The sequence below is a fragment of the Pseudomonas sp. NLJ1 genome (assembly GCF_049486705.1).
GTDB classification, from domain to species: Bacteria; Pseudomonadota; Gammaproteobacteria; order Pseudomonadales; family Pseudomonadaceae; genus Aquipseudomonas; species Aquipseudomonas inefficax.
In genome coordinates this window covers 4,742,316-4,762,161 of the sequence record NZ_CP137735.1, presented here as the reverse complement: position 1 = coordinate 4,762,161, position 19,846 = coordinate 4,742,316, and the positions used below count along the sequence as shown (strand labels likewise).

Below are 19,846 nucleotides of genomic sequence, written 5' to 3'. Positions count from 1 at the left end.
GCTAATCGGGTTTTCCTGTGCCGGCCTCTTCGCGGGTAAACCCGCTCCCACAGGTATGTGGGATCCCTGTGGGAGCGGGTTTACCCGCGAAGAGGCCGGCAGCGCCAACGAACGCCTTTAATCTTCAGCCTTTCTTCTGGGCAAACAGCGCATCGAGGCTCTGCTCGAAGGCGTGGTAACCAATGGCATCGTAGAGCTCCATGCGGGTCTGCATGGTGTCGATCACGTTCTTCTGCGTACCGTCACGGCGCAGCGCGGTGTACACGTTCTCGGCCGCCTTGTTCATGGCGCGGAACGCCGACAGCGGGTACAGCACCAGCGACACATCGACCGAGGCCAGCTCCTCGGTGGTGTACAGCGGCGTGGCGCCGAACTCGGTGATGTTGGCCAGGATCGGTGCCTTCACCCGGTCGGCGAAGGTCTTGTACATCTGCAGTTCGGTGATGGCTTCCGGGAAGATCATGTCGGCACCGGCCTCGACGCAGGCGGCGGCGCGGTCCAGGGCGGCGTTCAGGCCCTCGACGGCCAGGGCGTCGGTACGTGCCATGATCACGAAGCTGTCATCGGTACGGGCGTCGACTGCGGCCTTGATGCGGTCGATCATTTCCTGCTGGCTGACGATTTCCTTGTTCGGGCGGTGGCCGCAGCGCTTGGCGCCAACCTGGTCCTCGATATGGATGGCGGCAGCGCCGAACTTGCTCATCGAGCGCACGGTACGGGCGACGTTGAAGGCAGAAGCACCGAAACCGGTGTCGACATCCACCAGCAGCGGCAAGTCGCACACATCGGTGATGCGACGCACATCGGTGAGTACATCGTCCAGGCCGCTGATGCCCAGGTCCGGCAGGCCCAGCGAACCAGCGGCGACGCCGCCACCGGACAGGTAGATGGCCTTGAAGCCGGCGCGCTTGGCCAGCAGGGCATGGTTGGCGTTGATGGCGCCAACCACCTGCAGCGGATGTTCAGCGGCAACGGCGTCGCGGAAACGCTGACCGGGGGTGCTCTTCACAGTCATTTCTCACCTCGTGGGCTATTGTTGTAGGCGTCCAGATAGTGACGCTCGATATTGCGCTTGGACGCGCCGATGTGGCGGCGCATCAGGAGTTCGGCCAGCTCGCCGTCTCGGTCGGCGATGGCATCTAGAATGCGGTGGTGTTCGGCAAAGGCCTGACGCGGCCGGTTGGGCGTGGCCGAGAACTGGATGCGGTACATGCGCACCAGCTGGTACAGCTCGCCACACAGCATCTTGACCAAGGTCTGGTTACCGCTGCCCTGAATGATCCGGTAATGGAAGTCGTAGTCGCCTTCCTGCTGGTAATAGCCCAGGCCGGCCTGGAAAGCGGCATCGCGCTCGTGGGTGTCGAGCACCCGGCGCAGTTCGTCGATGTCGGCCTGGCTCATGCGTTCGGCGGCCAGGCGGCAGGCCATGCCTTCCAGCGATTCGCGAATTTCGTACAGCTCGATCAGTTCGGCGTGATTGAGCGAAACCACCCGCGCCCCCACATGCGGCACGCGCACCAGCAGACGCTGGCCTTCGAGGCGGTGGATGGCCTCGCGCAGCGGCCCGCGGCTGATGCCGTAGGTGCGCGCCAGCTCCGGCTCGGAAATCTTGCTGCCGGGGGCGATATCGCCCTTGACGATGGCCGCCTGGATGCGCCGGAAGACGTTTTCGGACAAGGTTTCCGTTTCGTCTGCCAGCCCCGGGCTGGGGGTGGATAGGTCTTGCATATTGTCGACACCTTGCAAATCTCTTTGCCAGAAATTAGCTAATTCGACCGTTGCAGTCAAAGACAAAATGAATATTGTCGACAATCGTCTAAGAACGAACTAACGCCTGCCCGATGCTGTCTGAACGCGCACCGCTGGCGTCAAGGCGCCGGCGTGATAGAATGCCGCGCCTCCGTTGGAGTATGGATAGCCTGTCTGTCATCCATTCATGCTGTTGACAGATGAACGAGGAAGCTTGCGCAGTCGCTGCCAGTCGCCTTGCCCTGAACACGGCCCTGAACATGGCTTTGAAAACAGCCCCGAACCTTGCACTGCACCGCGCCAGGAATATGAGACTTACACCCGCATTATTGCTGCTCTGCCTCACCCTGCTGCCGGCCCTTGGCCAGGCCGCAGGCAAGACCGTGTACGGTCTCAACGAATATGCACGCCTGGGCGACCTGGATCTTGAAGTGGCCGCCAAGCTCGACACCGGCGCCAAGACCGCCTCGCTCAGCGCCCGCGACATCAAGCGTTTCAAGCGCAACGGTGAAAGCTGGGTGCGCTTCTACCTGGCCATCGACGCCGCCCATTCGCACCCTATCGAACGCCCGCTGGCACGCGTAAGCAAGATCAAGCGCCGGGCCGGCGACTATGATGCTGAATCGGGCAAGGCCTACACCGCACGCCCGGTCATCGAACTTGAAATCTGCATGGGCCAGGCCGTGCGCACCATCGAAGTCAACCTCACCGACCGCAGCGCCTTCCAGTTCCCGCTGCTGATCGGCTCCGAGGCGCTCAAGCACTTCGACGCGCTGGTCGACCCAAGCCTTAAATACGCGGCCGGCAAACCTGCCTGTGCCACCGACGCTCCCAAAGCAGAGTAATCCCGATGCGCTCTCTTACCCTCCATCTGAAAGTCCTGATCACCGTGCTGGTGCTGTTGGGCGTGGCGGTCACGGCTTATCAGATCTTCGTACTCGGCATCCCGGTAACCGAGGATGAAACCGACGACCTGTGGAACATCGACGCCAAGGTCGAGTTCGTGGCCAGCACCAAGGACCCGGTCAAGGTGCAGATGTTCGTGCCACCGCTGAACCGCGACTACGTCAGCCTCAACGAGAGCTTCATCTCCAACAACTACGGGGTGAGCGTCAACCGTGCCGACGGCAACCGCAAGGTCACCTGGTCGGCCCGCCGCGCCAGCGGCAACCAGACCCTCTACTACCGCCTGGTACTGACCAAGCGCTACAGCAACGAGAAGACCACGGTCAAAGGCCCGACCTTCCGTGACAGCCTGGCAGTGGAAGGCCCCGAGAAGATCGCCGCCGAGGCCCTGATGGCGCCGATCCGCCAGCATTCGGCCGACGTCGAGACCTTCGTCAGCGAGACCATCAAGCGGGTCAACAACCTCAACGACGACAACGTCAAGCTGCTGCTGGCCGGCGACACCACGGCCATGAAGAAAGCCCAGGTCATCGACCTGCTGCTGTCGATCGCCCACGTACCGATGGAAAAGGTGCACACCATCCGCCTGGTCGCCGACACCCCGCAAACCCCGGAACTGTGGCTGCGCAGCTTCAACGGCAACGACTGGCTGTACTTCAACCCGGACACTGGCGAGCAGGGCCTGCCCAGCGATCGCTTGCTGTGGTGGACCGGTGACGACAACCTGATCACCGTCGATGGCGGCAAGAAGGCCAACGTTACCTTCAGCATGAACAACAGCGAGATGAACGCCATCCGCCTGGCCAAGCTGACCGACGAGAATACCGACGCCGACTTCCTCGAATATTCGCTGTACGGCCTGCCGCTGCAGACCCAGCAAACCTTCATGATCATGGTGATGATCCCGATCGGCGTGCTGGTGATCCTGGTGCTGCGCAACCTGATCGGCCTGCAGACCCTGGGTACCTTCACCCCGGTACTGATCGCCCTGGCCTTCCGCGAGACCCAGCTGGGCTTCGGCATCGTGCTGTTCACGGTCATCACCGCCCTGGGCCTGTCGCTGCGCTCGTACCTGGAACACCTGAAACTGCAGATGCTGCCACGCCTGTCGGTGGTACTGACCTTCGTCGTGGTACTGATTGCCGCCATCAGCCTGTTCAGCCACAAGCTGGGCCTGGAGCGCGGGCTGTCGGTAGCGCTGTTCCCGATGGTGATCCTGACCATGACCATCGAGCGCCTGTCCATTACCTGGGAAGAGCGTGGCGGCGGCCATGCCATGAAAGTGGCCATCGGCACCCTGTTCGCCGCTTCCCTGGCGCACCTGTTGATGATGGTGCCGGAGCTGGTGTACTTCGTGTTCACCTTCCCGGCCGTGCTGCTGATCCTGGTGGGCTTCATGCTGGCGATGGGTCGCTACCGCGGCTACCGCCTGACCGAGCTCGTGCGCTTCAAGGCATTCCTGAAGAAGGCTGACGCCTGATGTTTGGCCTGATCAAGACGTGGAAAGCCCTGGAGGCCCGGGGCATCATGGGTATCAACCGGCGCAACGCGGACTACGTGTTGAAGTACAACAAGCGCCACCTGTACCCGATCGTCGACGACAAGATCATCACCAAGGAGCGCGCCCTGGCGGCCGGTATCCATGTGCCGGAAATGTACGGCATCATCGAGACCGAGAAAGAGATCGACAAGCTCGACCAGATCATCGGCGGGCGCAGCGATTTCGTCATCAAGCCGGCGCAAGGCGCCGGCGGTGACGGCATCCTGGTGATCGCCGACCGCTTCGAGGACCGCTACCGCACGGTGTCGGGCAAGATCATCAGCCACGAGGAAATCGAGCACCAGATCTCGAGCATCCTCACCGGCCTGTACTCGCTGGGCGGCCATCGCGACCGTGCGCTGATCGAGTACCGGGTCACCCCCGACCAGATCTTCAAGAGCATCAGCTACGAAGGCGTGCCGGACATCCGCATCATCGTGCTGATGGGCTACCCGGTAATGGCCATGCTGCGCCTGCCGACCCGCCAGTCCGGCGGCAAGGCCAACCTGCACCAGGGCGCCATCGGCGTGGGTGTCGACCTGGCCACCGGCGTGACCCTGCGCGGCACCTGGCTGAATAACATCATCAGCAAGCACCCGGACACCACCAACGCGGTGGATGGCGTGCAACTGCCGAACTGGGACGGCTTCATGAAGCTGGCCGCCGGTTGCTACGAGCTGTGTGGCCTGGGTTACATCGGTGTCGACATGGTGCTGGATCAGGACAAGGGGCCGCTGATTCTCGAACTCAATGCCCGCCCTGGCCTGAACATCCAGATCGCCAACGACTGCGGCCTGACCCAGCGTACCCACGCCATCGAGGCGCACCTGGAAGCGCTGGCCAAGGATGGCATCAGCGAAGATGCCGAACAGCGCGTGCGTGTATCGCAAGGTTTGTTCGGGCACGTGCATCCGCGCTAGCAACCCGGGGGCCGCTTTGCGGCCCATTCGCGACACAAGGCCGCTCCGACAGGAGATCGCGCAATCCTGTGGGAGCGGCCTTGTGTCGCGATTGGGCTGCAGAGCAGCCCCAGATGCCAAACACAATGTTGAATGTCGCGCCCAGTGCTAGGCGCATTTCCTGCACAGGTCTACAATCGCCCTCCTCGCTTTTACATCGCCGTCCACACTGATGCCGACCTGTACGCTCCACCCCCTGCCCTACCAGCCCGACCCTGCCGCCTATTTCGCTCGCCTGCGCCAGGCCCCCGGCGCGATCCTGCTGGACAGCGCCCGCCCCGGCGCCGAGCGCGGGCGCTTCGACCTGCTCAGCGCCTGGCCGCTGCAACACCTGCAGGCACAGCCCGACGAAGATGGCCGCACCTTCCTCCAGCGCCTGCGCGCCGGCCTGGCCCAACTAGGCCATGCCCAGTTGCCCGCAGGCAGCGAGCTGCCGTTTGCTGGCGGCCTGATCGGCTATCTGAGCTATGACTTCGGCCGCCGGCTTGAACACCTGCCCAGCCAGGCTGTGGACGACCTTGGCCTGCCAGATGCGCAACTGGGCCTGTACGCCTGGGCACTGGTTACCGACCACCAGTGCGCGACCAGCCAACTGGTGTTCCACCCGAGCCTGCCGGGCAGCGAACGGGAACGCCTGATCGCCCTGTTCGAAGGTGTCGACAACGCGGAACGTGGCAGCTTCCAACTACTCGCGCCGATGGCCGGCGACCTTCAGCCCGAACAGTACAAGGCCGCCTTTGACCGGGTGCAGCGCTACATTCAGGCGGGCGACTGCTACCAGATCAACCTTACCCAGCGCTTCCGCGCGCCCTGCCAGGGCGACCCGTGGCACGCTTACCAGGCCCTGCGCAAAGCCTGCCCCACGCCCTTCTCCGGCTACCAGCAACTGGCCGACGGCAGCGCCCTGCTGAGCTTTTCGCCCGAGCGCTTCATCCGCGTCAGCCAACGCCAGGTGGAAACCCGGCCGATCAAGGGCACCCGCCCGCGCGCCAGCAACCCGGCCGAAGACATGCGCAATGCCGAGGAGCTGCTGCATAGCCCCAAGGATCGCTCGGAAAACCTGATGATCGTCGACCTGCTGCGCAACGACCTGGGGCGTACCTGCGAGATTGGCTCGGTGAAGGTGCCGGAGCTGTTCAGCCTGGAGAGCTACCCCAATGTGCACCACCTGGTCAGCAGCATCACCGGCCAGCTGGCCAGCGACAAGGACGCCCTTGACCTGATCGGCGACAGCTTCCCCGGCGGTTCGATCACCGGCGCGCCGAAGATCCGCGCCATGCAGATCATCGACGAACTGGAGCCGGCGCGCCGGGCGCTGTACTGCGGCTCACTGCTCTACGTGGATGTGCGCGGCGAGATGGACAGCTCGATTGCCATTCGCAGCCTGCTGGTCAAGGGCGGACAGGTCAGCTGCTGGGGCGGCGGCGCGGTGGTGGCCGACTCCGAGTGGCAGGCCGAATATGAAGAGTCGATTGCCAAGGTGCGGGTGTTGATGGAGACCCTGCAAGGCTTGTGATCGGTGGCGCCTGCTTCGCGGGTAAACCCGCTCCCACAGGTTCTGTGCATATCCGAAGGGCTGCATCATACCTGTGGGAGCGGGTTTACCCGCGAAGCAGGCGCCACCGATATCGGCCCGTCTACCCCGCCATTTTTTGTTACCATCACCTCACTACGAGCGCACAGCGCCACAGCCAAGATGGAAACCGCCTGATGAGCCAACCCTTCGACGTCGCCGCCCTGGCCGCGACCTATGCCAACAAGTCCCCGCAAGACATCCTCAAGCTTGCCTTCGAGCACTTCGGTGATGACCTGTGGATCTCCTTCAGCGGCGCCGAGGATGTGGTGCTGGTGGACATGGCCTGGAAGCTGAACAAGCAGGTCAAGGTGTTCAGTCTCGACACCGGCCGCCTGCACCCGGAGACCTACCGGTTCATCGACCAGGTGCGCGAGCAGTACAACCTGCCGATCGAAATCCTCAGCCCCGACCGTGCCAAGCTCGACCCGTTCGTCAAGGAAAAGGGCCTGTTCAGTTTCTACAAGGACGGCCATGGCGAGTGCTGCGGCATCCGCAAGATCGAGCCGCTGCGTCGCAAGCTTGCCACCGTCAGCGCCTGGGCCACCGGTCAGCGCCGCGACCAGAGCCCGGGCACTCGCAGCCAGGTGGCGGCAGTGGAAATCGACAGCGCCTTCTCTACCCCCGAGCGCACCCTGTACAAGTTCAACCCGTTGGCGCAGATGAGCAGCGAAGAAGTGTGGGGTTATATCCGCATGCTGGAACTGCCGTACAACAGCCTGCACGAGCGCGGCTTCATCAGCATTGGCTGCGAGCCCTGCACCCGGCCGGTGTTGCCTAACCAGCATGAGCGTGAAGGGCGTTGGTGGTGGGAAGAGTCGACGCAGAAGGAATGCGGGTTGCACGCTGGCAACCTGATCAGCAAGGCATAAACGACTGGGGCCGTTGTGGGAGCGGGTTCACCCGCGAACACCGGCGAAGCCGGTGCCATACACCGCGTCGCCTTCTTCGCGGGTAAACCCGCTCCCACAGGGGCCGTGAGGCCCCCTATATTTCTGGATCAGTGCACCGGCAGTTCGACACCTTCGAACAGCTCTTCCAGCTCTTGCTTGTTATGGCATTGAATGGCCTTGGCCATCACTTCACGGGTCAGGTGCGGGGCGAACCTCTCGATGAAGTCGCACATGAAGCCGCGCAGGAAGGTGCCACGGCGGAAGCCGATCTTGGTGACGCTGGCTTCGAACAGCTCGCTGGCATCCAGTGCTACCAGGTCGCTGTCGAGCTTGGCGTCCACGGCCATGCCGGCGACGATACCCACGCCCAACCCCAGGCGTACATAAGTCTTGATGACGTCGGCGTCTGCCGCAGTGAACACCACTTTTGGCGTGAGGCCACGGTGGTTGAACGCCTCGTCCAGCTTCGAGCGCCCGGTGAACCCGAACACATAGGTGACGATCGGGTATTCGGCGACTGCTTCCAGGGTCAGCTTCGGCAGCTTGGCCAGTGGGTGACCTTGCGGCACCACCACGCAACGGTTCCACTTGTAGCACGGCATCATGATCAGGTCGCCGAACAGCTCCAGCGCCTCGGTGGCGATGGCAAAGTCGACGGTACCGTCCGCGGCCATTTCGGCAATCTGCATGGGCGAACCCTGGTGCATGTGCAAGGACACTTCAGGGTACTGCTTGATGAAGTTGCTGATCACCGGCGGCAAGGCGTAACGCGCCTGGGTGTGGGTGGTGGCGATGGACAGCGTGCCCTTCTTCTCGTTGGAGAACTCCTGGGCAATCTGCTTGATGCTTTCGACCTTGCGCAGGATTTCACCGGCGGTATTGATGATGCGCTCACCGGCCGGGGTAACGCGGGTCAGGTGCTTGCCGCTGCGGGCAAAGACTTCAACACCCAGCTCATCCTCGAGCAGGCGGATCTGCTTGCTGATACCTGGCTGGGAGGTATACAGGCTCTGCGCCGTCGCGGAGACGTTGAGGTCATGGTGCGCCACTTCCCAGATGTAGCGCAGTTGTTGAAGCTTCATAGGTTCCCCTCGGTTCAGCGATGAGTCGGCGGCAGCAGGCAGCGACGATATATAACTATATTAGTGGTTCTGGAAATAAATCTAGAACTATTTTGTTACATGCCACCCCGAAATGGCCTACGGCCATCTTCATGCTTTCCTACGCCCCAAATGCTGTGCCAGCGGCACCATGTACACCGGAACCGGCGACAGCTGCAGCAGCCTTACCGCCGTGCGCCCCAATGGCACATCCACGCCGGCGCCAGCACTGTGGCTGCCGAAAATCAGCAGGTCGACGCTCAGCCGCTGCGCCTGGTCGAGGATCACCTGCGCCGGGTCGCCCTGGCGTACCCGCACCGCCTTGATCACCGCCAGGTCGGCCTCCTCGCCCAGTTCGTCGCGAAAGTTTTCCAGCACACGCTGCTCGATATTGGCCATCACCGTGTTCACCCCCTGACTGTGCAACTGGTCGAGCGTCTGTTCATCGAGGTAGCTTTGCAGGAGAGATTCAGCGAACTGGCCCATGGGCTCTACCGCGTGGATCACATACAACTCGGCGCCGAACGTGCGTGCCAGCGCCAGCGCGTGTTGCATGACAAAAGGGGCGTAGACACCGAGGTCGGTGGCGTACAGCATGGAGTGGATCATTCGACCTCCTCGACTGCCGCTGCGGCAGGGCAAGCTTCAGCTTAGCAGCGCGCCGGACGCACGCTTTGCCGTCCGGCGCGCTGCCGACGCGGGCTGGAGAGCCGTGGCAGGACCAAAGCCACGCTCAGCGAGGCTGTGCACCTCGGTCGATGAAAGCCAGCGCCTGGTACAGCATCTCCATGCGCGGCAAGCGGCAGCCTGCCGCGCGCGCCTGCGCCAACGGCTCGGCATAGATGGCCTGCAGTTCCAGCGGGCGCTTGTGGACATGGTCGTGGTACATGCTGGGCCAATAGTCGGGCATGCGCTCGGTCACCTGGAACAGGTGCTCGGCATAGCCCTCGGGCAACACATGGCCACACGCCGCCGCACCCTGCACCACCTCGGCCATCAAGGCCTGGATCAGGGCGCGAGCATGGCTGTCGGCCATCAGCGGCGTGGTGCTGGCACCGAGCAACACCGACAGGCCGTTGTAGGGCACGTTCCACACCAGCTTCTGCCAGCGTGCCTGGGCCAGGTCGGGCATGGCCTGCGAGTCGATGCCCGCAGCCCGGAACAGCTCCGCGCCCTCATTGACCAGCTCGGCACCACCATCGTTGGCCGGCCCGCTGTGGTAGCCGAGGTTGACCGCGCCCAGGGCCTGGTGGCGGATCACGCCGGGCGCCTGGCGGTTGACGCAGATGAAACACAGGCCGCCGAGCAGGTGCATGTCGCTACGCAAGGCCGGGCGCAACTGCTCCTCCACGCCCAGGCCGTTCTGCAGCAGCACCACCTTGGCACCCGGTGCGGCCGCCTGCACGATCAGCGGCGCCAACTGGTCATTGCTGGTGGCCTTGGCCCCCACCAGCAGCCAGTCGCAGGGCGGCATGTCGGCGGCACTGGCATAGGCCTGCACCTCTATCTGCAAGTTGCCATGCACGGCACTGTCCAGGGTCAACCCCTGCTCGCGGACAACCTCGTACTCGCTGCGCAACAGAAAATGCACATCGAAGCCGGCTCGGGCCAGCATCAACCCATAGAAGCCGCCGATGGCGCCACTGCCGATGATGCCGATACGTGGTGTGTGCGGATGCATGCCGATCTCCAGGTATAAAGTCAGCCCTCTTTTTACACAGGTTGCGCAGCGCTGGGCAGCCCATGCATGGCAAACACCTGCCATCTCGGAAAAACCCCACACGGACTGGGCCCAGCCCATTGTCGCGCCACCTGTAACGCGCTAAGGTTCGGCTCCCCGCTGCGATTATTCTTGCTGCTGGGCCGCACGGGGATAGTTGGCGGCCGGCACCGTGACCTGACGAGTAACACGATGGCTGATTTACCGATCGATGACTTGAACGTTGCCTCCAACGAGACCCTGATCACCCCCGATCAGCTCAAGAAGGAAATCCCCCTCAGCGCCAAGGCCCTGCAGACCGTGACTGCCGGCCGTGAAGTGGTGCGCAATATTCTCGACGGCAAGGACCATCGCCTGTTCGTCGTGGTCGGCCCTTGCTCGATCCACGACATCAAGGCCGCCCACGAGTACGCCGAGCGCCTGAAGGTGCTGGCCGAGGAAGTGTCCGACACGCTGTACCTGGTCATGCGCGTGTATTTCGAAAAGCCGCGCACCACCGTCGGCTGGAAAGGCCTGATCAACGACCCGTACCTGGATGACTCGTTCAAGATCCAGGATGGCCTGCACATCGGCCGCAAGCTGCTGCTGGACCTGGCCGAAATGGGCCTGCCAACCGCCACCGAAGCGCTCGACCCGATTTCCCCGCAGTACCTGCAGGACCTGATCAGCTGGTCGGCCATCGGCGCCCGCACCACCGAATCGCAGACCCACCGCGAAATGGCCTCTGGCCTGTCCTCGGCGGTCGGCTTCAAGAACGGCACCGACGGCGGCCTGACCGTCGCCATCAACGCCCTGCAGTCGGTTTCCAAGCCGCACCGCTTCCTCGGCATCAACCAGGAAGGCGGTGTCTCGATCGTCACCACCAAGGGCAACCCGTACGGCCACGTGGTGCTGCGCGGTGGCAACGGCAAGCCGAACTACGACTCGGTCAGCGTCGCCCTCTGCGAGCAGGACCTGGCCAAGGCCAAGATCAAGGCCAACATCATGGTCGACTGCAGCCACGCCAACTCCAACAAGGACCCGGCCCTGCAACCGCTGGTGATGGAGAACGTCGCCAACCAGATCCTCGAAGGCAACCAGTCGATCATCGGCCTGATGGTGGAGAGCCACCTGAACTGGGGCTGCCAATCGATTCCGAAGAACCTGGACGAGCTGCAGTACGGCGTTTCGATCACCGATGCCTGCATCGACTGGTCGGCTACCGAGAAGACCCTGCGCAGCATGCGGGCCAAGCTGAAGGATGTGCTGCCGCAGCGTAAGCGCGGCTGATAAAAGAAAGCGGGGCCGCTTCGCGCCCCATCGCGACACAAGGCCGCTCCTACAGGAAATCGCATAACCCTGCAGGAGCGGCCTTGTGTCGCGATGGGGCGCGAAGCGGCCCCGCTTTTTTTCAGAATCAGACCTTGCTCGAATGCCGCTGCTGGCGCTCCATGTAGCGCTCCACGTACGAGCAGGACGGAATCACCGTGTAGCCCATCTGTTCAGCATACTCCAGGGCCCGTTCGGTCAGGGCAGCAGCAATCCCGCGGCCGCGCAGGGCGTTGGGTACGAAGGTGCGATAGATGTCCAGCGTCTGCTTGCCCAGGTCCATGTACGTCAGATAGGCACGATGACCGTCCACATTGGTCTCGAACTGATGACCGGCCTGGTCATGGTGGATGGTCAGCGCTTCGCTCATCACTACTCCTCGCAGGTCTTCTCGGCAGACCCATACCTTAACCGATGGTGGTTTATCCGACACAGAATCCTCTACGCCACCTGTTGCCCCTTCGACCACTGGACGATTGCAATCGTTCGGATCCCCTGGCACTCACAAGATAGTAGGCGCCGCAGGCGGGATTGCTCAAGGTGGTGGCGGTTAAAAATGGCGAAAATGCAGCCAAGTGCCATTCTTGCCTGCCGGCCCGGCAGCCACCGGATGTACTAGGGCTTAAGACGCTGAAGGACAGTTAAAGTCACCCTTAGTTCAACAAAAAAGTTCCTGTACTACAGTCGCTTGCGAACCCTGTACGTTTTTTTCACAAGCGTGTCGCAAATCTTGTCGGAAAGGCGTCAAGCAACATTTTTTTTGCAGTTCTTGCGCTTAGTCAGTTTACTTACTACAAGTAATGGGTACTATGTACGCCGGCCAGTTTCTCTTTTCCGAGAGATGGCTATTTAATAGAAAGTCCTTGAAGGGGAACACGATGAACAACGTTCTGAAATTCTCTGCTCTGGCTCTGGCCGCAGTTCTGGCTACCGGTTGCAGCAGCGTATCCAAAGAAACCGAAGCTCGTCTGACTGCGACTGAAGACGCAGCAGCTCGCGCTCAAGCTCGTGCAGACGAAGCCTACCGTAAGGCTGACGACGCACTGGCAGCCGCTCAGAAGGCTCAGCAGACCGCTGACGAAGCCAACGAGCGCGCTCTGCGTATGCTGGACAAAGCCAGCCGCAAGTAATAATCCTCACGGATTGTTATGGAGCCGACCCACTTGTGGGTCGGCTTTTTTATTGCCTGCGCACAAGGCAAACGCGCCAGGCAGAAACGAAAAGGCCTGCACTAAGGCAGGCCCGGGTGTGTCGCAATTACCTTACTGCAGTTCGGGCGGAATGCTCGAAACCATCGGTGCGCCACCCTGGCTTTCAGTCGGCACGGCAATTTCCACCGGCATGCCATCTTCAGCGGCCACCACATCACGCACCATGTCCCAGTTCATGCGTAGGTTATTGGCCAGATCCTCACGCTTGAGCAAGGCGTTGATAACAGCAGTGTGTTTATCGACCACCGACGGATTACCCTGGTCGTCCAGCGGCGTGTGCGCCTCCAGATAGACCTTGCCGCCACTGATACCGAACTTGTAGGGCTCGTTGATGATGCGCACCGGCGTACCCACCGGGACCATCTTCGACAACTCCAGCACGTTGTTGTTGAGCATGCGGAAGCAACCGTGGCTGGTACGCATGCCAATGCCGAACTTCTTGTTCGAACCATGGATCAGGTAGCCCGGCACGCCGAGGGTGAACTTGAACGGCCCCAGCGGGTTGTCCGGGCCGGCCGGCACCACGCTCGGCAGGATGTCGCCGTCAGCCGCGTGCTCGGCACGGATCGACGCCGGCGGGGTCCAGGTCGGGTTCGGCGTCTTGGCGGTGATCTTGGTATTGGCGATCGGCGATCCCCAGCCCTCACGGCCGATCCCCAGCGGGAAGGTATGCACCACGTTTTGCCCTTTCGGGAAGTAGTACAGGCGGTACTCGGCCAGGTTGATGACGATGCCCTCACGCGGGCCAGGCGGCAGGATGTAGCGGGTCGGCAGGATGATCTCGGTGCCGGCACCTGGCAGCCACGGGTCCACCCCAGGGTTGGCGGCGATCATTTCCAGGTAGCCGAGGTCGTTGGCAGTGCCGATATCGGCGAACGTGTCCTCGTACTTTGCCTTGATAACCTGCACCTGGCCGATGATGTCTTCACCGGGTGGTGGCAGTGGCAGCTCCAGCGCAACAGCGGGGCCTGCTACCAGCAGGGCGGCCAGGGACAGGCTACGGGTGACGGCAGGAAAGCGCGGCAACATCCGGTAAATCCTTCGAAAGGTGGGTCAAGAGAATCGATTGTACACCCGCGCCGATGCAAGCGGGAGGCATTGGCGCCATGCAAGCGTTTCAGATGATGAAAGGCGCGGTGTTCAGCCGCCCTGCAGCTCCGGCCACACCGGGCGCATGCCGCGCCGCTGGGCATCGAGGATGGCGCGGCACAGGTCGCACAGGCGGCCGTCACGGTAGATCGAGCGCGGCACCCCCGACCAGCGTGGTTGCGCCGGCAGCAGACCACCGCACAGCGTGCGGTCGGCCGGTACGCCCAGCTCGAGCTGACGGGCCACGAGGTGAACGCGGATTTCCTGGCAGGCAAACAGGTCGAGCTGCTCATCAGGCTCGATCAGTTGGTAGGCATACAGGGACCAGGCAGGGCGCGGCATCGGTGGCACTCGAAACGGGGGGCGCAACATTAGCCGAAAGCCGGCGCCGTTTAAAGCGTCACAGCAAGGGTTTTATCGCTGGCCAGGCATTTTCCAGCAGGCGCTGCTGGGCGGCCTGAGCCGGGTGAATGCCATCCGCCTGCATCAACTCAGGCACGCCCCCTACCCCTTCGAGAAAGAACGGCACCAGCGGAACCTGTTTTTCTCTCGCCAGCTGTTCATACACCTGGGCGAAGGCGGTGGTGTAGCGCACGCCATAATTGGGTGGCAGACGCATGCCCAGCAGCACGACCTTGGCACCGGCCTTGCGCGAACTCTCGATCATCGAGGCAAGATTTTGTTGCAATTGCGCAGGCGGCTGCCCGCGCAGGCCATCATTGCCGCCCAGCTCCAGCACCACCAGGCTCGGCTTGTGCGCTGCAAGCAGCGCCGGCAGCCGCGCCTGGCCACCTGCACTGGTATCGCCACTGATCGATGCATTGACCACTTTGTCGTCGAAACCTTCATCCTTCAGGCGGGTCTGCAACAGGGAAACCCAGCCCTGGCGGGTATCCAGGCCAAAACCGGCGCTGATACTATCGCCGACAACCAGCAATGTTCCCGCCGCCGCGCTCTGGGCCAGGCAATACAGGGCCAGACCGGCACTCAACCACCACACTCGCATCGGATTCTCCATGGGCCCCAGCATTCTCGTTGCGCAGAACCTTAGCAAAGTGGTCCCCAGCGCGGAAGGTGACCTGACCATCCTGCACGCACTGTCCCTCGACTTGGCCCAGGGCGACAGCCTGGCCATCGTCGGCGCCTCGGGCTCGGGCAAGTCGACCCTGCTCGGCCTGCTTGCCGGCCTCGACCAGCCCAGTGCCGGCAAGGTCATCCTCGCTGGCCACGACCTGGGGCCGCTGGATGAAGACCAACGCGCGCGGGTGCGCGCCGAGCATGTGGGCTTCGTGTTCCAGTCGTTCCAGCTGCTCGACAGCCTCAACGCCCTGGAAAACGTCATGCTGCCGCTGGAGCTGGACGGCCGCCGCGATGCCCGCGAACACGCGCGCACCCTGCTCGAACGGGTCGGTCTGGGCAAGCGCCTGAGCCACACCCCGCGCCAGCTTTCGGGCGGCGAACAGCAACGGGTAGCCATCGCCCGCGCCTTCGCCGCGCAACCGGCAGTGCTGTTCGCCGACGAACCCACCGGCAATCTCGACAGCCACACCGGCGAGCGCATCAGCGACCTGCTGTTCGAACTGAACAAGGAGCGCGGCACCACCCTGGTGCTGGTTACCCATGACGAACGCCTGGCCCGGCGCTGCCGTCGCCAGATCCGCCTGGATGCGGGCCGCCTGGTGGCCCCGGTGGAGGCCTGATGACCCACATGCCGCTGTCCCGCCTGTGCGGCCTGGCCCTGCGCCAGCTGCTGCGCGACATTCGCGCCAGCGAAGTGCGCGTGCTGTTCTTCGCCCTGCTGGTGGCAGTGGCGGCGAGTACTGCCATCGGTTATTTCGGTGCCCGCCTCAACGGTGCCATGCAACTGCGCGCCAGCGAGTTCCTCGGTGCCGACCTGGTGCTGCAGGGCAGCGCCCCGGCCCGCGACCAGCAGATCGAGGCTGGCAAGGCGCTCGGCCTGCGCCACGCCCAGGTGGTCGAGTTCACCAGCGTGGTCGGCGGCGACAACGGCATCCAGCTGTCCAGCGTCAAGGCTACCGATGGTGCCTACCCGCTGCGCGGGCAAGTGCGTAGCGCCGCGGCGCCGTATGGCGCAGAAACCCCGGGAGGCGGCCCGGCACCTGGGGAAGCATGGGTTGAACCACGCCTGCTGGCGGCGCTGGGGCTGAAGGTTGGCGACAGCATCGATGTGGGCATGAAGACGCTGCGAATGAGCCGCGTGCTGACCTACGAACCGGACCGCGCCAACAATTTCTACAGCCTTACCCCACGGGTAATGATGAACCTGGCCGACCTGCATGCCACCGGCGTGATCCAGCCGGGCAGCCGGGTCACCTACCGCGACCTGTGGCGCGGCGATGCCGAAACGTTGGCCCGGTACCGCGAGGCACTGAAAAAGGACCTGGCCGCCAACCAGCGCCTGCGCGACACCCGCGATGGCAACCAGCAGGTCGGCGGCGCACTGGGCAAGGCCGAGCGCTACCTGAACATGGCCAGCCTGGTAGCAGTGTTGCTGGCAGGCGTCGCCGTGGCCCTGTCGGCCAGCCGCTATGCCGCACGCCGCCTGGACGCCAGCGCCCTGCTGCGCTGCCTCGGCCTTTCGCGCCGCCAGGCACTGGGCTTGTACTGCCTGCAATTGGCCATGCTTGGCCTGGTCGCCGCGCTGGCCGGCGCCCTGCTCGGCTGGCTGGCCCAACTGGGCCTGTTCCGCCTGCTGCATGGCCTGCTGCCAAGCGTAGTACCTGCAGGCGGCATCGTCCCGGCAATGGCCGGTATCGCTACCGGGCTGGTGGCCCTGGCTGGTTTCGCCCTGCCGCCAATCGCGGCGCTGGGCCAGGTGCCACCGCTGCGCGTGCTACGCCGCGACCTGCTGCCGATACCGCCCAGCAGCTGGCTGGTGTACGGCGCGGCCCTGTTCGCCCTGGGCTTGATCATGTGGCGCCTTAGCCTCGACCTGCTGCTCACCTTCGCCCTGCTCGGTGGTGGCCTGGTCGCCGCGCTGCTGCTCGGTGGCCTGCTGCTGCTCGGTTTGCGCAGCCTGCGCCAATTGCTGGCCGGGGCCCCTCTGACCTGGCGCCTGGGGCTGGGCCAACTGCTGCGCCACCCCATGGCCGCTGCCGGCCAGGCTCTGGCCTTTGGCCTGATCCTGCTGGCCATGGCCCTCGTCGCGCTGCTGCGCGCGGAACTGCTCGACACCTGGCAAGCGCAGTTGCCCAAGGATGCACCCAACCATTTCGCCCTGAACATCCTGCCGGATGACCGTGAGCCCTTCGCCCGACACCTGCAGCAGGTCAACGCCACCTCGGCGCCGCTTTACCCGGTAACACCTGGCCGCCTGGTGCGTATCAACGAGCAACCGGTGCAGCAGGTGGTCAGCAAGGACTCGGCAGGCGAACGCGCCGTGCAGCGCGACCTCAGCCTGACCTGGGCGGCCGAACTGCCCGAAGGCAACGCCCTGGCGAGCGGCAACTGGTGGCAGGCATTGCCCGCCGAAGATGAAACCCCCGGTGTGTCGGTAGAGGCGGAACTGGCCAGCAGCCTGAAGCTGCAACTGGGCGACCTGCTGACCTTCGATATCGGCGGCCAGCAGCGCCAGGCCCGGGTCAGCAGCCTGCGCAGCGTGCACTGGGACAGCTTCCAGCCGAACTTCTACATGATATTCCAACCCGGCACGCTGCAGGGGTTGCCGACCACCTACCTGACCAGCTTCTATCTGGCACCGGGCCATGACCTGGATGTGGTGGCGCTGTCACGCGCATTCCCGGCGGTGACCATCCTGCAGGTGGACGCCTTGCTCGATCAGCTGCGCAGCATCCTCGCCCAGGTCACCCTGGCAGTGGAGTATGTGTTGCTGTTCGTGCTGGCAGCCGGGCTGGCGGTGTTGTTCGCTGGTTTGCAGGCGACGCTGGACGAGCGCATTCGCCAGGGTGCCTTGCTACGTGCGTTGGGCGCGGCGCGGCCATTGCTGGTCAAGGCACGGCGGATCGAGTTCGGCTTGCTGGGGGCGGCCAGCGGCTTGCTGGCGGCGGTCGGGTGCGAGCTGATTACCTTGGTGCTGTACCGCTATGCCTTCGACCTGCAATGGAGCCCGCATGTGTGGTTGCTGGTGTTGCCGCTGGCAGGGGCGCTGTTGGTGGGTGGTGCGGGGGTGCTGGGAACGCGGCGGGCGTTGAATGCCAGCCCGTTGTCGGTTTTACGCGAGAGTTGATGACAGCCTGTGCCGGCCTCTTCGCGGGTAAACCCGCTCCCACAGGTTCGCCACAGTACTTGAAACCTGTGTTGGACCTGTGGGAGCGGGTTTACCCGCGAAGAGGCCAGCACAGGCAACATCAACTCACTGGCCGTATGTGATGCTGTTCACATACCAGGTCGCTTCACCGGTAGGCGTGTGCACCACCACCTCGTCACCCTCCTCCTTCTTCAGCAGGGCACGAGCCATGGGCGAGTCGATCGAGATGTAGTCATTGCGCCCATAGATCTCGTCATAACCGACAATGCGAAACTTCATCGTCTCGCCCTCATCGTTCTCGATCTCCACCCAGGCCCCGAAAAACACCTTGCCCTCCTGCTGCGGCGAGTAGGCCACTACCTTTACATCCTCAAGGCGCTTGCGCAGGTAACGCACCCGACGGTCGATCTCGCGCAGCAGCTTCTTGTTGTACTGGTAGTCGGCGTTCTCGCTGCGGTCGCCCAGCGATGCCGCCCAGGTAACCTTCTGGGTAATTTCCGGGCGGTACACTCGCCACAGGTGGTCCAGCTCTTTCTTCAGCGCCTCATGGCCTTCCGTGGTGATGATGTTGGTACTCAACAGCGCGCTCCTCAGCGGCGGGTAATCAGGCCCTGGCGCGCGATACGGGTGAGGTGGCCGATGATTTCGGCGGCCTCGTCCGGTGCCGGAGCCTGGATCACGGCCAGGTCGAAACGGTCATTGCCATACTGCGCGAGGTGGCAGCCGGTATCGGCGAACTGGATCAGAAATGCACGCGCCTGGCCCTTGCGCCGGGACAGGCCTTCGAGGTGACGCAAAAGAGTGGGTTGATGCTGGCCGCCGAGCAGGATGCGCGGTGTGCGGGACGCCTGGCTGGCAGGCAAGGGGCTCAAACAGACACTGGTACGTGGGCAACTCATGGAGCTTCTCTCCGCCTCGCGAAACCCGCTGGGCAGCGGTGGGAGGCGTCACCGAACCAGCGCTTTAGCGGTATTTCGGATGACCCGGGGGGGGCTTCCTGCGCCCCGCAAGTAGCTGTTTAAATCGGCGCAGGCGGTATGCTAGAGCTACAAGCGCCAAGATACAAGCCTCAAGCCGAAAGTGATCGGCCTGAGGCTTGTATCTTGGCGTTCGTGGTGTATCAGCGAGCGATCAGGCGGTCCAGCGAGAAGCGGCCAGCGCCTTCAATCAGCACCGCGACGGTACCGGCCAGCAGGGCCAGGCCGAACTCGTAACCGTTGTTGGACATGAACAGGCCATTGCCGATGTGCACCGAGAAGATGGCCACCACCAGGGTCACTGCCAGCACCAGGGCTGCGGGACGGGCCAGCAGGCCGATCACCAGGGCCAGGCCACCGAAGAACTCGGCACTACCGGACAGCAGCGCCATCAGGTAACCCGGGGCCAGGCCGATGCTCTCCATCCACTGGCCGGTGCCTTCCAGGCCATAGCCACCGAACATGCCGAACAGTTTTTGCGCACCGTGCGCGATGAAGATGATGCCGACCAAGATACGGATGACGCTCAGGCCAGCACCGGCGCGGGTAGAGAACAGAGCGTTGAGGGTAGCGTTGTTCATGTCGAAGACTCC

21 protein-coding genes are annotated in these 19,846 nt (G+C 63.4%); 9 read left to right on the top strand and 12 right to left on the bottom strand.

What is annotated here, in order from left to right; genetic code table 11:
* Window positions 1-124: 124 nt before the first annotated feature.
* Window positions 125-1,015, bottom strand: coding sequence for a methylisocitrate lyase (prpB, locus tag R9B85_RS21560; protein WP_112252326.1), 891 nt, complete (start codon window positions 1,013-1,015; stop codon window positions 125-127).
* Window positions 1,012-1,728, bottom strand: a complete 717-nt coding sequence (locus R9B85_RS21555; protein WP_112252325.1) for a GntR family transcriptional regulator — start codon at window positions 1,726-1,728, stop codon at window positions 1,012-1,014. Before R9B85_RS21555 ends, prpB begins: the two co-directional genes overlap by 4 nt.
* Before the next feature lie 329 nt (window positions 1,729-2,057).
* On the opposite strand from R9B85_RS21555, the gene R9B85_RS21550 reads away from it, so the two are divergent.
* From R9B85_RS21550 to R9B85_RS21530, 5 genes are all read left to right on the top strand, one after another.
* Window positions 2,058-2,594 (top strand): ATP-dependent zinc protease, encoded by a 537-nt coding sequence (locus R9B85_RS21550; protein WP_046615736.1) that lies wholly within the window; start codon window positions 2,058-2,060, stop codon window positions 2,592-2,594.
* A 5-nt stretch (window positions 2,595-2,599) separates the two neighbouring features.
* On the top strand, window positions 2,600-4,135 hold the full coding sequence (locus tag R9B85_RS21545) for an inactive transglutaminase family protein (RefSeq protein ID WP_112252324.1): 1,536 nt from the start codon (window positions 2,600-2,602) through the stop codon (window positions 4,133-4,135).
* Window positions 4,135-5,115 carry an alpha-L-glutamate ligase-like protein gene (locus R9B85_RS21540; protein ID WP_112252323.1) on the top strand — a complete coding sequence of 327 codons (981 nt, stop codon included), beginning with the start codon at window positions 4,135-4,137 and terminating at the stop codon, window positions 5,113-5,115. The genes R9B85_RS21545 and R9B85_RS21540 overlap by 1 nt, the downstream gene beginning before the upstream one ends.
* 211 nt (window positions 5,116-5,326) lie before the next feature.
* A complete protein-coding gene (pabB, locus tag R9B85_RS21535; protein WP_112252322.1) occupies window positions 5,327-6,670 on the top strand; it encodes an aminodeoxychorismate synthase component I in 1,344 nt (447 codons plus the stop codon).
* 194 nt (window positions 6,671-6,864) lie between these two features.
* Window positions 6,865-7,599 carry a phosphoadenylyl-sulfate reductase gene (locus R9B85_RS21530; protein WP_085624684.1) on the top strand — a complete coding sequence of 245 codons (735 nt, stop codon included), beginning with the start codon at window positions 6,865-6,867 and terminating at the stop codon, window positions 7,597-7,599.
* Window positions 7,600-7,727: 128 nt separating this feature from the next.
* Here the strand turns inward: R9B85_RS21530 and cysB are convergent, their stop codons facing one another.
* The 3 genes from cysB to R9B85_RS21515 all read right to left on the bottom strand — a co-directional run bounded on the left by cysB (window position 7,728) and on the right by R9B85_RS21515 (window position 10,401).
* On the bottom strand, window positions 7,728-8,702 hold the full coding sequence (gene cysB, locus R9B85_RS21525; RefSeq protein WP_207877535.1) for an HTH-type transcriptional regulator CysB: 975 nt from the start codon (window positions 8,700-8,702) through the stop codon (window positions 7,728-7,730).
* 129 nt (window positions 8,703-8,831) lie between these two features.
* The gene (locus R9B85_RS21520) at window positions 8,832-9,329 is read right to left on the bottom strand and encodes a universal stress protein (RefSeq protein WP_015269711.1); all 498 of its coding nucleotides are present in this window, start codon (window positions 9,327-9,329) and stop codon (window positions 8,832-8,834) included.
* Window positions 9,330-9,453: 124 nt separating this feature from the next.
* On the bottom strand, window positions 9,454-10,401 hold the full coding sequence (locus R9B85_RS21515) for a putative 2-dehydropantoate 2-reductase (RefSeq protein WP_215521220.1): 948 nt from the start codon (window positions 10,399-10,401) through the stop codon (window positions 9,454-9,456).
* A gap of 231 nt (window positions 10,402-10,632) precedes the next feature.
* Here R9B85_RS21515 and R9B85_RS21510 point away from each other — a divergent pair, with 231 nt between their 5' ends.
* A complete protein-coding gene (locus R9B85_RS21510; protein WP_013971901.1) occupies window positions 10,633-11,709 on the top strand; it encodes a 3-deoxy-7-phosphoheptulonate synthase in 1,077 nt (358 codons plus the stop codon).
* Between the two features lie 127 nt (window positions 11,710-11,836).
* On the opposite strand, the gene R9B85_RS21505 is transcribed toward R9B85_RS21510, so the two are convergent.
* The gene (locus tag R9B85_RS21505) at window positions 11,837-12,118 is read right to left on the bottom strand and encodes a GNAT family N-acetyltransferase (RefSeq protein WP_025338432.1); all 282 of its coding nucleotides are present in this window, start codon (window positions 12,116-12,118) and stop codon (window positions 11,837-11,839) included.
* A gap of 508 nt (window positions 12,119-12,626) precedes the next feature.
* On the opposite strand from R9B85_RS21505, the gene oprI reads away from it, so the two are divergent.
* Window positions 12,627-12,878: an outer membrane lipoprotei OprI gene (gene oprI, locus R9B85_RS21500; protein ID WP_003259780.1), complete on the top strand. Its 252-nt coding sequence runs from the start codon at window positions 12,627-12,629 to the stop codon at window positions 12,876-12,878.
* A gap of 132 nt (window positions 12,879-13,010) precedes the next feature.
* Here oprI and R9B85_RS21495 read toward each other — a convergent pair whose 3' ends face one another.
* The 3 genes from R9B85_RS21495 to R9B85_RS21485 all read right to left on the bottom strand — a co-directional run bounded on the left by R9B85_RS21495 (window position 13,011) and on the right by R9B85_RS21485 (window position 15,054).
* Window positions 13,011-13,988: a L,D-transpeptidase family protein gene (locus R9B85_RS21495; RefSeq protein WP_112252319.1), complete on the bottom strand. Its 978-nt coding sequence runs from the start codon at window positions 13,986-13,988 to the stop codon at window positions 13,011-13,013.
* A gap of 111 nt (window positions 13,989-14,099) precedes the next feature.
* The gene (locus R9B85_RS21490) at window positions 14,100-14,390 is read right to left on the bottom strand and encodes a hypothetical protein (RefSeq protein WP_013971899.1); all 291 of its coding nucleotides are present in this window, start codon (window positions 14,388-14,390) and stop codon (window positions 14,100-14,102) included.
* A gap of 58 nt (window positions 14,391-14,448) precedes the next feature.
* Window positions 14,449-15,054, bottom strand: coding sequence for an arylesterase (locus R9B85_RS21485; RefSeq protein ID WP_112252318.1), 606 nt, complete (start codon window positions 15,052-15,054; stop codon window positions 14,449-14,451).
* Window positions 15,055-15,064: 10 nt separating this feature from the next.
* Here R9B85_RS21485 and R9B85_RS21480 point away from each other — a divergent pair, with 10 nt between their 5' ends.
* Both R9B85_RS21480 and R9B85_RS21475 read left to right on the top strand, forming a co-directional pair.
* On the top strand, window positions 15,065-15,748 hold the full coding sequence (locus tag R9B85_RS21480; RefSeq protein WP_016714756.1) for an ABC transporter ATP-binding protein: 684 nt from the start codon (window positions 15,065-15,067) through the stop codon (window positions 15,746-15,748).
* On the top strand, window positions 15,748-18,255 hold the full coding sequence (locus R9B85_RS21475; protein ID WP_313853805.1) for an FtsX-like permease family protein: 2,508 nt from the start codon (window positions 15,748-15,750) through the stop codon (window positions 18,253-18,255). The genes R9B85_RS21480 and R9B85_RS21475 overlap by 1 nt, the downstream gene beginning before the upstream one ends.
* A 126-nt stretch (window positions 18,256-18,381) precedes the next feature.
* Here R9B85_RS21475 and greB read toward each other — a convergent pair whose 3' ends face one another.
* The 3 genes from greB to R9B85_RS21460 all read right to left on the bottom strand — a co-directional run bounded on the left by greB (window position 18,382) and on the right by R9B85_RS21460 (window position 19,834).
* Window positions 18,382-18,855, bottom strand: a complete 474-nt coding sequence (greB, locus tag R9B85_RS21470) for a transcription elongation factor GreB (RefSeq protein ID WP_063914016.1) — start codon at window positions 18,853-18,855, stop codon at window positions 18,382-18,384.
* Between the two features lie 11 nt (window positions 18,856-18,866).
* The gene (locus R9B85_RS21465) at window positions 18,867-19,175 is read right to left on the bottom strand and encodes a hypothetical protein (RefSeq protein WP_025338428.1); all 309 of its coding nucleotides are present in this window, start codon (window positions 19,173-19,175) and stop codon (window positions 18,867-18,869) included.
* 221 nt (window positions 19,176-19,396) lie between these two features.
* Window positions 19,397-19,834 (bottom strand): DoxX family protein, encoded by a 438-nt coding sequence (locus R9B85_RS21460; RefSeq protein ID WP_085663149.1) that lies wholly within the window; start codon window positions 19,832-19,834, stop codon window positions 19,397-19,399.
* Window positions 19,835-19,846: the final 12 nt, after the last annotated feature.

Coding starts and splice junctions, on each gene's coding strand:
- prpB (WP_112252326.1), bottom strand. CDS start 1,015: ATGACTGTGAAGAGCACCCCCGGTCAGCGTTTCCGCGACGCCGTTGCC.
- R9B85_RS21505 (WP_025338432.1), bottom strand. CDS start 12,118: ATGAGCGAAGCGCTGACCATCCACCATGACCAGGCCGGTCATCAGTTC.
- R9B85_RS21510 (WP_013971901.1), top strand. CDS start 10,633: ATGGCTGATTTACCGATCGATGACTTGAACGTTGCCTCCAACGAGACC.
- R9B85_RS21475 (WP_313853805.1), top strand. CDS start 15,748: ATGACCCACATGCCGCTGTCCCGCCTGTGCGGCCTGGCCCTGCGCCAG.
- R9B85_RS21495 (WP_112252319.1), bottom strand. CDS start 13,988: ATGTTGCCGCGCTTTCCTGCCGTCACCCGTAGCCTGTCCCTGGCCGCC.
- oprI (WP_003259780.1), top strand. CDS start 12,627: ATGAACAACGTTCTGAAATTCTCTGCTCTGGCTCTGGCCGCAGTTCTG.
- R9B85_RS21485 (WP_112252318.1), bottom strand. CDS start 15,054: ATGCGAGTGTGGTGGTTGAGTGCCGGTCTGGCCCTGTATTGCCTGGCC.
- R9B85_RS21460 (WP_085663149.1), bottom strand. CDS start 19,834: ATGAACAACGCTACCCTCAACGCTCTGTTCTCTACCCGCGCCGGTGCT.
- R9B85_RS21520 (WP_015269711.1), bottom strand. CDS start 9,329: ATGATCCACTCCATGCTGTACGCCACCGACCTCGGTGTCTACGCCCCT.
- pabB (WP_112252322.1), top strand. CDS start 5,327: ATGCCGACCTGTACGCTCCACCCCCTGCCCTACCAGCCCGACCCTGCC.
- R9B85_RS21550 (WP_046615736.1), top strand. CDS start 2,058: ATGAGACTTACACCCGCATTATTGCTGCTCTGCCTCACCCTGCTGCCG.
- cysB (WP_207877535.1), bottom strand. CDS start 8,702: ATGAAGCTTCAACAACTGCGCTACATCTGGGAAGTGGCGCACCATGAC.
- R9B85_RS21465 (WP_025338428.1), bottom strand. CDS start 19,175: ATGAGTTGCCCACGTACCAGTGTCTGTTTGAGCCCCTTGCCTGCCAGC.
- R9B85_RS21480 (WP_016714756.1), top strand. CDS start 15,065: ATGGGCCCCAGCATTCTCGTTGCGCAGAACCTTAGCAAAGTGGTCCCC.
- R9B85_RS21530 (WP_085624684.1), top strand. CDS start 6,865: ATGAGCCAACCCTTCGACGTCGCCGCCCTGGCCGCGACCTATGCCAAC.
- R9B85_RS21545 (WP_112252324.1), top strand. CDS start 2,600: ATGCGCTCTCTTACCCTCCATCTGAAAGTCCTGATCACCGTGCTGGTG.
- R9B85_RS21540 (WP_112252323.1), top strand. CDS start 4,135: ATGTTTGGCCTGATCAAGACGTGGAAAGCCCTGGAGGCCCGGGGCATC.
- R9B85_RS21490 (WP_013971899.1), bottom strand. CDS start 14,390: ATGCCGCGCCCTGCCTGGTCCCTGTATGCCTACCAACTGATCGAGCCT.
- R9B85_RS21515 (WP_215521220.1), bottom strand. CDS start 10,401: ATGCATCCGCACACACCACGTATCGGCATCATCGGCAGTGGCGCCATC.
- R9B85_RS21555 (WP_112252325.1), bottom strand. CDS start 1,728: ATGCAAGACCTATCCACCCCCAGCCCGGGGCTGGCAGACGAAACGGAA.